Raw genomic sequence first — 11934 nt, 5'->3', positions numbered from 1 at the left:
TTTTTGGGGATGATCACAGTATGAACGCTATCTCTCGTCGATTTCTTTTAAGTGCTGCTGTTGTGGCAATCATGCAAACCGCACAAGCTGGTGTAGCTGTGACAGGCATTGTTCCAATGCAAGTAGCAAATCAGGGCACTGAAATTCGTATTATGTTTAATGGTTTACCACCGCAACCTAAAGCATATCAGGTACAACAGTCTTCTCAGCTTATACTCGATTTTCCTGAAACAACAAACAATACAACACAAAGCCAAATTCCAGTTTCAAATGATCAAGTCAGTGCAATTAATGTTTCATCTGATAATGAGCGAACTCGTTTGAGCGTTGACTTAAAGCAAAATAGTAAATTTTCAACACGTGTTGAGGGAAATACCTATATATTAAGGGTTTTACCAACATCAGTTACACAGCAGATATCAACACCTCAAGCTGTACTTCCATCAGCTGTACAAGGTATTTCTAATATTGGTTTTCAGCGTAATGATAAGGGTGAAGGTCAGGTTGTTATTGACTTATCTAATCCTAGAACACCTGTAGATATCCAGCAGCGTAATAATAAAATTATTGCACGATTTACTGGTAATAAGATTCCATTGTATTTAGCAAGACGTTTAAATGTGAATGATTTTGCAACACCTGTATCAATTGTTGATAGTTTCAATGATGGGAATAATGGTGTTATTGAAATACAGGCAAATGATAGCTTTGATTATATGGCGTATCAAGCCGATAACAAGCTTACAATTAATGTAGGTAAAAAGTTAGACTCTACGCAGCGTGCAATGCAAGCTACGAAATATAGTGGTAAAAAAATATCTTTAGATTTTCAAGATATTGAAATTAGACGCGTACTTCAGCTTCTTGCCGATTTTTCTGGAGAGAATATTGTTGTAGCAGATAATGTACAAGGTAATATTACACTTCATTTAAAAGATGTTCCTGCAGATCAGGCACTTGCGCTTATTCTACAAACTAAAAATTTAGATCAGCGTCGAACTGGTAATGTAATTTGGATTGCTCCAACTGCCGATATGATTAAGCGAGATGAGGAGCAAGCTAAACTCTATGCACAATCAATTAAACTTGCACCATTACAAACTGAATATATCCAGTTGAATTATGCAAAAGCATCAGATATCCAAAAACTTATTGCTGCAACAAAGAAAAGTTCTAGTGAAAGTAAAGATGCATTGAATGGAAGTGATGATAGTAATTCTGGTTCATTACTGAGTTCACGAGGAACGATTTCTGTAGATGATCGTACAAACACCATTATTATTAACGATACATCAACTAAGATTGCTCAGCTGCAAGAGCTGCTTAAACAGCTAGACATTCCTGTTAAACAAGTTATGGTTGAGGCCCGCATTGTAAGAGCTTCAACTGACTTTTCTAAATCTATTGGCGTGAAATGGGGTATTTCTGGTCGTGGTGGATCAGTAACTAGCTCTGATGGAACTTTTGTAAGAAGCACTGGAACACTTGTGGGTAGCTCAACTGCAAATGTGACAAGTTTAAGATCGTCAAATAGTGTTTCAAATAACTTAAATGTCGATTTAGGTTCTACGATTAACAATTCTCCAAGTATTGCTTTTGGGATATTAAATACTGCTAATTCACTTCTTACTTTAGAGTTATCTGCTTTACAGTCAGATGGATTGGGAGAAGTACTATCTACTCCAAAAGTAATGACTGGCGATAAACAAGAAGCGATTATTAAATCAGGTGCAAAAATTCCATATGCAACGACCAGTGCGAATAATGGTACAACGACAACTTTCCAAGATGCTGTGCTTGAGTTGAAGGTGACGCCAAGTATTACGCCAGATGGTAAAGTGCAAATGAAACTTAATATTTCGAAAGATACTTTAGGTTCACTCACAGATGCAGGTTATGCAATTGATACCAATACACTGCAAACAAATGTATTGGTAAATAATGGTGAAACTGTTGTACTCGGTGGTTTGTATGAAAATTCTACATCGAATAATATAAATAAAGTGCCTGTACTTGGTGATATTCCTGGTCTTGGTAATTTATTTAAGAATAGAACGCGTACAGAGCAAAAAAGAGAGCTATTGATTTTTATTACACCAAGAATTGTTAATGACACTTTTTCAAGAAATCATTAATATAAGCTTAATTGATGTAATGAAATAGGTGGCTCCTTGCCAAAAAAAGCAATAAATACCCTACCAAATATATATTTGGTAGGGCCCATGGGGGCTGGGAAAACAACTGTTGGTCGTCATTTGGCTGAAATTCTCGAGAGAGAATTCTTAGATAGTGACCATGAAATAGAAAGAAAAACTGGTGCCTCCATTCCTTGGATTTTTGAAAAAGAAGGCGAAAGTGGTTTTCGTGAGCGTGAAACATGTGTATTAAAAGAATTAACAAAACGTAGGCAAATTGTACTTGCTACAGGCGGTGGTGCAGTAACACAGCTAATAAATAGAAATGTTTTGAAGCAACGCGGAATAGTTATTTATTTATTTGCACCTGTAGAAATTCAGCTACAACGAACATATAGAGATAAGAATCGACCATTATTACAAGTTGAAAATCCTGAAAAAAAATTACAGGATCTTCTTTCTATCAGAGACCCTTTATATAGAGAAGTAGCACACTTTGTTGTTGATACACATAGTGGTGATGCACGAGATTTAGCGTATCAAATTCTTGATGATATTCTAAAATAATTTATCTAACTTTTTCGCTGGTTGAAATTTATGCAAACATTACATGTTGAGCTCGGTGATCGCCGTTATCCTATTTTCATTGGTAGCCATTTAGATATTCAACATTTGTTAAAGCCTTATATTCAAGGTAAGCAAGTGATGATTGTAACAAATGAAACGGTTGCTCCTTTGTATTTAGAGAACTATAAAAAGGCTTTAACTGCCTTAGATAAAGTGACAGCACAGTGTATTTTACGTGATGGTGAGAAATTTAAAAATATTGAAAATCTAAACTTAATTTTTGATGCATTATTGTCATCAGGATTTAATCGTGACTGTACGGTGCTTGCATTGGGTGGTGGTGTAATCGGCGATATGGCTGGTTTTGCTGCTGCAAGTTTCCAAAGAGGTGTAAACTTTGTACAAGTTCCAACAACGTTGCTATCTCAAGTTGACTCAAGTGTAGGTGGGAAAACTGGTATCAATCATCCACTTGGTAAAAATATGATTGGGGCATTTAAACAGCCATCAGTTGTTTTTGCTGATATGAACCAATTGTCAACTCTACCACCACGTGAGCTTTCTGCTGGTCTTTCAGAAATTATTAAGTATGCACTTTTGGGCGATATTGAATTTTTAGCATGGCTTGAAGACAATATGCCAAAATTGGTGGCTGGTGATGAGCAAGCTTTAGCAGAAGCGGTATACCGTTCTTGTGCGCATAAAGCACGTATTGTGGCAAATGATGAGCATGAAAAAGGCGAACGAGCACTTCTAAACTTAGGGCATACTTTTGGTCATGCAATTGAGTCTTATCTTGGATATGGCACATGGTTGCATGGTGAGGCAGTTGCTGTGGGAATGGTTATGGCTGCTGAACTATCATATTTAATGAAATGGATTTCAGCTGAAGATCTAGCGCGTGTCAAATACATTATTCAACAAGCAAACTTGCCAATTTCCTGTCCTGAAATACCATTAGATGATTTTCTATCTTATATGTCGCATGATAAAAAAGTGCTTGATGGTAAAATTAGACTAATTTTGATGAAAAAATTAGGGCATGCAGTCATTACTGAAGAATTTAATGTAGATTATATGAAACAGGCGATTCTGAATAATCAAAAAAAAGGTAAATAATCATGTCTCAGCAGCAAAAAGAACAATCTCGGCCTTTACCATGGGTATCATTATTTATTGGTATTGCTTGTTTATTTGCTGCTTTATTTCTAAATTTAACTATAAAAAAACTTCCCAATACAGAAAAAGATATTGAACAGGAAGATGTACACCCACAATTTCAGGCTGAAAGGGTTTCAGCAATGACCAATTTGGGTGTGCTTGATGATGATGTTAAGCCTTTACAACAAACAACAAGAGCAATTAACTCAGGCACGCATGAGACGGAATTTAGAGGAACAAAGTTTATCCAAAGAAATCCTTATGGTTTTACATTGGAAATCCTTACAGTAGGTAAGGAGGAAGTTATTCGTGACTTTCTAAAACAGAGAGCTGATAGAGAAAAATTTATTTATTTTAGATTGTCTAATGAAAATCAACCCGATCAATATGTTTTAGACTATGGCTTGTATCCTAATGAGCCTCAGGCGGATCGAGCATTACAAAATTTGAATCTTGGATTACCAAAGTCTTTGCACCCATCTGTGAAGCCCTTATCGAATTACTCACATCAAGTAAATGATATGGGAACAGATGAATTATCTTCTGACAGTAAGTTGTATGAAGTAAACTTAACAAATGCACCAGTACCAAGAACAATGAGTTTACCAAACCCTATTCAAACCACTACAGATATATTAGATCGTACAACTGATCCTGTAGCATCTACACCTAAAACAACATTAAACTAATTTATGCACTATATTGATACATATTTATGCACATTCACTGCTTAAATATTATTTTAGTGCGAAAAATGAACTATAAAATTAAAAATTGAGAGTTTAACTTATTTTCCTCTGTCATGAATTTGGCACTTATTTTGCATATATTGGTGCATAGGTTGCCCTAATATTCTTTTTTTAGCGCAAATCTTATTAAAATAAGTAACTTTATACTCTTTAGTGCATTAAAAGTGTGCATGTAAAAGAGGAGTGATGAATAAACTAATACTATAGGAAAGTCTAATTTTTTTCTAAAAGGTATCGCAATAAAGTTATAAAGAAAATTTACTATGTGTCGCTCACTTAGGAGCATCAACTAAAGAAGGGTACGCTATGCACATGCCATCGCTAAAAACAGTAGCTCCCGCTCAAGGCTTATATCAGCCAGATGAGTTTAAGGATAATTGCGGTTTCGGCTTAATTGCTCATATGGAGGGCAATGAAAGTCATGACTTGGTAAAAACAGCTATTCATAGCTTAAGCTGTATGACCCATCGAGGGGGGATTGCCGCAGATGGCAAAACAGGCGATGGATGTGGTTTATTACTTGCGATGCCAAAAGCATTTTTTAGACAAGAAGCGCCGAAGATTAGTGATATTACACTCAGTGAAATTTTTGCTGTGGGCACAGTTTTTCTTAGTCTTGATAGTGAAAAAGCACAACTTGCAAAAGATGTATTAAAAAAAGAAATTGAAGAAGAAGGTTTGCGCGTTATTGGTTGGCGTATTGTTCCAACCAATAACGATGCATTGGGGGAGATTGCGCTACAGTCGCTTCCTCGGTTTGAACAAATTTTTGTGAATTGCCCAATGGGTGTGACAGAAGTTGAGTTTAATCGTAAATTATTTTTAGCACGTCGTCGTGCAGAACAAAAACAACAGCACGATCCAGATTTTTATATTACAACTTTATGCTCTACAGTCATTAGCTATAAAGGCTTAATGATGCCTGAGGCAATTGCAGATTTTTATACAGATCTTGCCAATCCTGCACTTGAGTCACATATTGTTGTATTTCATCAACGCTTTTCTACCAATACATTACCACGTTGGCCTCTTGCACAGCCGTTTCGTTATTTAGCACATAATGGTGAAATTAATACCATTACAGCAAATCGTAATTGGGCTGCTGCGCGTACACCAAAATTAAAAAATGCACTTTTGCCAGGTTTAACAGAGCTTAATCCAATTATAAACCGTACGGGTTCAGACTCTTCAAGTTTAGACAATATGCTTGAAATTCTTGTGGGTGGTGGTATGGATTTATTCCGTGCTTTACGTATGCTTGTACCACCTGCATGGCAGAATGTTGAAAACTTAGATGCAGATTTACGTGCCTTTTATGAGTTTAACTCTAAACATATGGAAGCATGGGATGGTCCCGCAGGTCTTGTAATTCAAGACGGTCGCCATGCCATTTGTATGCTTGATCGTAATGGATTACGTCCAGCACGTTGGGTGATTACTAAAAATGGCTATATTACACTTGCTTCTGAAATTGGTGTATGGGATTACAAGTCTGAAGATGTGATATCTAAAGGGCGTGTTGGTCCGGGTGAAATGCTTGTCATTGATACCTTTACAGGTAAGATGCTAGATACCACAGATGTAAATAATCATTTAAAGCGTATGCGTCCATATCGGCAGTGGTTACGTGAAAATGCTTTCCGCTTACAAGTCAGTCCGCAGTTAGAAGAACATTTAGCAGATAAAGGTTTGAAAGGTGATCAACTAAAAACTGCACAAAAAATGTTTATGGTAACGTTTGAAGAACGTGATCAGGTACTGAGACCGATTGCTGAAAATGGTCAAGAATCTGTCGGATCTATGGGTGATGATACCCCGATGGCAGTATTGTCTAAACAAGTACGCCATGTTTCTGACTACTTTAGACAACAATTTGCACAAGTGACTAATCCGCCAATAGATCCATTACGTGAATCTATTGTAATGTCTTTAGAAACGTGTCTTGGGCGTGAGCAAAGTGTATTTGAGCAAGGCCCTGAACATGCAGATCGCCTTATAATTTCAAGCCCTGTGCTTTCAAACTCTAAAATGCATCAACTGCGTACTTTAGGTCGTACAGGTTATGAAATTGCTGAAATTGATCTGAACTATGAAATAAGTGAGGGTTTACAACAGGCAATAACACGTATTTGTGAAGAGTCTGCACAAGCCATTCGTGATGGAAGAACTGTACTTATTCTTTCAGATAAAAAAATAAAAGAAGGTTATTTACCTGCCAATGCTGTACTGATTACAGGTGCAGTACACCACTACTTAATTCAAACAGGATTAAGAGCTGATGCAAATATTATTGTTGAAACTGCTTTAGCACGTGATCCACATCAGTTCGCCGTGATTTTAGGGTTTGGTGCAACGGCTATTTATCCTTATTTGGCTTATGATGTGATTCATGACCTTGTGGCTAAAGGTGAGTTACTTGGTGACCCTATTCAAGCGCAAAACAATTTTAGAAAAGGCATAGATAAAGGCTTACTCAAAGTCTTGTCTAAAATGGGTATTTCAACAGTTGCATCATATCGTGGTGGACAGTTATTTGAAGCTGTTGGTTTGTCGAATGAAGTTGTTGATCTTTGTTTTAAAGGAGTTGCAAGCCGTATTCAAGGTGCGACATTTGCAGATCTAGAAGAAGATCAAAAGAAACTTGCTACTTTGGCATGGAAACATCGTCAACCCATTGACCAAGGTGGAATGCTCAAGTTTGTGTTTGGTAAGGAATACCATGCGTTCAACCCAGAAGTGATTAACTCGTTACATAAAGCAGTTCGTTCGGGTGACTATGCAGACTTTAAAGCATATGCAGAGCTTGTCAATACAAGACCAATCGCAACTATTCGAGATTTATTAAAGCTCAAAACAGACAATTCAATTGCTTTAGAAGATGTTGAGCCAATTACATCGATTTTACCAAGATTCGATTCGGCAGGTATGTCTATTGGTGCACTCTCACCAGAAGCACATGAAGCTATTGCTATTGCAATGAATACGATGGGTGGGCGCTCTAACTCAGGTGAGGGTGGTGAAGACCCTGCACGTTATGGCACCATTAAAAACTCTAAAATTAAACAAATCGCTTCTGGGCGCTTTGGGGTTACACCTGAATATTTGGTGTCGGCTGAAGTGCTACAAATTAAGGTTGCACAAGGTGCAAAACCAGGTGAAGGTGGACAATTACCGGGTGGTAAAGTTAATGGCTTAATTGCACGTTTACGTTATGCTGTACCAGGTGTAACACTTATTTCACCACCACCACACCATGATATTTATTCGATCGAAGATTTATCTCAACTTATTTTTGACTTAAAACAGGTCAATCCAAAAGCGATGGTATCTGTGAAATTGGTATCTGAGCCGGGCGTGGGAACCATTGCAGCAGGCGTGGCAAAAGCGTATGCAGACTTTATTACTATTTCAGGGTATGACGGTGGTACGGCAGCCTCTCCACTTTCATCTATTCATCATGCAGGTTCGCCATGGGAGCTTGGACTTGCAGAAGCGCATCAAGCACTACGTGTAAATGACTTGCGTGGCAAAGTCCGTGTGCAAACCGATGGTGGTTTAAAAACTGGCTTAGATGTGGTGAAAGCAGCCATTTTAGGTGCAGAAAGTTTTGGTTTCGGTTCAACACCAATGATTGCTTTAGGGTGTAAATATTTACGTATTTGTCACTTAAACAACTGTGCTACAGGTGTTGCAACACAGCAAGAAGGCTTACGTAAAGAGCATTACATTGGTGAGCCTGAAATGCTCATTAACTTCTTCCAATTTATTGCAGAAGAAACGAGAGAATGGCTCGCAGCACTTGGGGTGAGTTCGTTAAAAGACTTAATTGGACGTGTAGATTTACTCGAAGTGCTTCCGGGTGAAACAGAAAAGCACGCACATTTAGATCTTTCACCACTTTTACAGTCACATGCTTTTGCAGAAGGAAAAGCACAGTATTGCCAAGTAGAGGGGAATGCACCGTTTGATAAAGGCATACTTGCAGAGAAAATGGTTTCTGAAATTCTGCCTGCAATTGAAAGTAGTTCCGGTGGTGAGTATGCATTTAAAGTAGGTAACTGTGACCGCTCTATTGGTGCGCGTCTTTCAGGTGAAATTGCACGCCGTCATGGCAACTTAAATATGGAAAGTACACCTGTTGTTGTTAACTTAAAAGGTACAGCAGGGCAGTCACTTGGTGTTTGGAATGCAGGTGGCTTACATATTAGGTTAGAAGGTGATGCCAATGACTATGTAGGAAAAGGCATGGCAGGCGGTCGAATTTCTATATTCCCACCAAAAGGCTCTCAGTTCCAAAGCCAAGAAACGGCAATTATTGGTAATACCTGCCTCTATGGTGCAACAGGCGGTAAGGTTTTTGCTGCGGGTACAGCAGGAGAGCGTTTTGCAGTGAGAAACTCGGGTGCTTTTGCTGTCATTGAGGGTGCAGGTAATCACTGCTGTGAGTATATGACAGGCGGTATAGTCACTGTTCTTGGAAAAGTTGGGCATAACTTCGGTGCAGGTATGACTGGTGGTTTTGCTTATGTGCTTGACTTAGAAAATGACTTTGTTGATCGTTATAACCATGAACTTATTGATTTAACACGTATTTCTACGGAATCTATGGAAGAGCATCAAGAAAATTTATTACGTATTCTTGATGAGCATATTAAAGAAACTGGAAGTGCTTGGGCATATAAGATTCGTAATGAATTTGATTTTTATAGTCGTAAATTTTGGTTGGTTAAACCCAAAGCAGCGAATTTACTAACTTTGCTAAAAACAACCCAAGCCGATCCGCAATAAATTAAGCCTTTATGTGAATGAGTAGGTAGGTGTGAATGGTAATTGATCCATTCACATGACCCCATGGAGAAGAATATGGCACAGCGCCTTAGTAATGACTTCCAGTTTTTAGATGTTGCCCGTCACGACCCACAAAAAAAAGCAATAGATATACGCAAAGCAGAATTCGTTGAAATTTATCAACCTTTTCATAAAGAAGAGGTGCAAGACCAAACCCATCGTTGTTTAGGGTGTGGTAATCCATACTGTGAATGGAAGTGCCCAGTACATAATTATATTCCTAACTGGTTGAAACTCATTTCAGAAGGCCGTATTTTTCAGGCGGCGGAATTATGTCATCAGACCAATACATTACCCGAAGTATGTGGTCGTGTATGCCCACAAGACCGTTTATGTGAGGGTGCTTGTACCTTAAATGATGGTTTTGGTGCAGTAACTATTGGAAATGCAGAAAAGTATATTAATGATACGGCATTTGCTTTAGGTTGGCGACCAGATATGTCTGATGTGAAATGGACAGATAAAAAGGTTGCGATTATTGGTGCAGGGCCTGCAGGGCTAGGTTGTGCAGATATTTTGGTTCGTAACGGTGTTAAGCCGACAGTTTTTGATAAACGCCCAGAAATTGGCGGTTTACTCACATTTGGTATTCCTGAATTTAAAATGGAAAAAGATGTGATGAAGCGCCGCCGTGAAATTTTTACGGGTATGGGTGTTGAATTTAAACTAAATACTAACATTGGTACAGATGTAACAATTGAAGATCTTCTAAAAGATTACGATGCTGTATTTATGGGAATGGGCACCTATACCTATATGAAGGGTGGTTTTGTAGGTGAAGATTTACAAGGTGTACATGATGCTCTTGATTTTTTGATTGCGAATGTCAACCGTTGTCAAAACTGGGAGAAAGACCCAAGCGAATATATTTCTATGGAAGGAAAAAAGGTGATTGTTCTTGGTGGTGGTGATACCGCAATGGATTGTAACCGAACCTCTATACGTCAAGGTGCAGAACAAGTGATTTGTGCCTATCGCCGTGATGAGGAAAATATGCCGGGTTCACGTAGAGAAGTACGTAATGCACGCGAAGAAGGAGTCGAGTTTATATTTAATAGACAGCCAATCGAAGTGATGGGTGAAAATGGTCAAGTAACTGGGGTTAAATTTGTCACTACACAATTGGGTGAGCCTGATCATCGTGGACGTCGTAGCCCTGAGCCTATACCTGGTTCTGAAGAAGTTATACCTGCTGATGCAGTACTACTTGCTTTTGGTTTTCGTCCGAGTCCAGAGTCTTGGTTTAAAGATGTAGATATTAAATTAGATGGTTCTGGCCGTGTTTTAGCAATTGAGAAACAAGATTTTAAATTCCAGACATCACATCCACAGATTTTTGCAGGTGGAGATATGGTACGAGGCTCAGATCTTGTAGTTACTGCAATTTGGGAAGGTAGACAGGCTGCAGAAGGTATATTGGACTATTTAGCTGTTTGATTATAAAAACCGAGCTTTTAAGCTCGGTTTTAAAATAGGAATTATTATAAAAAATTAAATATTTTTTTTAAAATTAAATACTGGTATATTTACCCATATGTTGTTGTTTTTTGTATCTTTATATATTTTTATATTTCAATGGTTACATATTTTTTTGTTAAAAAAAGAACAAAAAATGGTTAAATTAGTGAAAATTATATTAAAATAGTTAAGTACAGTACTTGCTGTCATATAAATGTTAGGTAAAACTGTTAACGTAAATGATACAGGGTTACAATTTTATAAACACATTGGGGTAAAAATTATGAATGCTCAAAAGGGTTTCACTCTTATTGAATTAATGATCGTTGTTGCGATTATTGGTATTTTGGCTGCGATTGCTGTACCTGCATATCAAAGCTATACAAAACGTGCAGCCTACACAGAAGTTACTGTAGGTATGTCTAGTGTAAAAACAGCAGTTGATGTTTGTTATAGCACTACAAATGATTTATCTAAATGTTCGACAGCTACAGATATTGGTACTGCATTGCCTACAAATATTACATCTGGTACATTGAATAGTATTACATTGGCTACTGGTGGTGTTATTACAGCAGTGCCAAATGCTGTGAAAGGTATTGTTGCAACAGATACATGCGTATTAACACCAACTGAAACTGATGAAACAGCTACTACTACAAGCTCTCCAGCATCTACTAAACGCTTAATTTGGAAATACTCTGGTAAGTGTGTTGATAATGGATATGTTAAAAACTAATTTAAATTAGTTTTAAAAAACCGACTTATTACTAATAAGTCGGTTTTTTATTTTAGTCAAAATAATTATATTTATACCATAAAAAATAAACCCGAGCTTGCTCAAGTTTATTAAATTAACATCCTTATTAATTCCGAAAGTATTAATCATCCAATGATTTACACTTACACTTATGTTTAGCGACATCCTATGCGCTTTCCTTAGCTTATATATAATAAGTAGATATCACATTAGAGAAAATAATCTTTTAATAAAATCTACTGTAGATAAATATATA

Annotated in this window: 7 protein-coding genes; all 7 read left to right on the top strand. The window is 37.4% G+C overall.

What is annotated here, in order from left to right; all coding sequences use genetic code 11:
- Positions 1–20 precede the first annotated feature (20 nt).
- The 7 genes from AC1MPL_RS01125 to AC1MPL_RS01095 all read left to right on the top strand — a co-directional run bounded on the left by AC1MPL_RS01125 (position 21) and on the right by AC1MPL_RS01095 (position 11657).
- Positions 21–2135 (top strand): type IV pilus secretin PilQ, encoded by a 2115-nt coding sequence (locus AC1MPL_RS01125; RefSeq protein ID WP_479763560.1) that lies wholly within the window; start codon positions 21–23, stop codon positions 2133–2135.
- A 36-nt stretch (positions 2136–2171) separates the two neighbouring features.
- Positions 2172–2702: a shikimate kinase AroK gene (gene aroK, locus AC1MPL_RS01120; protein ID WP_479763558.1), complete on the top strand. Its 531-nt coding sequence runs from the start codon at positions 2172–2174 to the stop codon at positions 2700–2702.
- A gap of 30 nt (positions 2703–2732) precedes the next feature.
- Entirely contained in the window at positions 2733–3821 is a 1089-nt protein-coding gene (aroB, locus tag AC1MPL_RS01115; protein WP_479763556.1) for a 3-dehydroquinate synthase, read from the top strand.
- Between the two features lie 2 nt (positions 3822–3823).
- Positions 3824–4552, top strand: a complete 729-nt coding sequence (locus AC1MPL_RS01110) for a hypothetical protein (RefSeq protein ID WP_479763554.1) — start codon at positions 3824–3826, stop codon at positions 4550–4552.
- A 372-nt stretch (positions 4553–4924) separates the two neighbouring features.
- Positions 4925–9400, top strand: a complete 4476-nt coding sequence (gltB, locus tag AC1MPL_RS01105) for a glutamate synthase large subunit (RefSeq protein ID WP_479763552.1) — start codon at positions 4925–4927, stop codon at positions 9398–9400.
- A gap of 75 nt (positions 9401–9475) precedes the next feature.
- Positions 9476–10897 carry a glutamate synthase subunit beta gene (locus AC1MPL_RS01100; protein WP_479763550.1) on the top strand — a complete coding sequence of 474 codons (1422 nt, stop codon included), beginning with the start codon at positions 9476–9478 and terminating at the stop codon, positions 10895–10897.
- A 304-nt stretch (positions 10898–11201) separates the two neighbouring features.
- Positions 11202–11657 carry a pilin gene (locus AC1MPL_RS01095; RefSeq protein ID WP_479763548.1) on the top strand — a complete coding sequence of 152 codons (456 nt, stop codon included), beginning with the start codon at positions 11202–11204 and terminating at the stop codon, positions 11655–11657.
- Positions 11658–11934 lie beyond the last annotated feature (277 nt).

The organism is Acinetobacter sp. N1-1, assembly GCF_056711485.1.
This window is presented reverse-complemented; position numbering and strand designations above follow the sequence as displayed.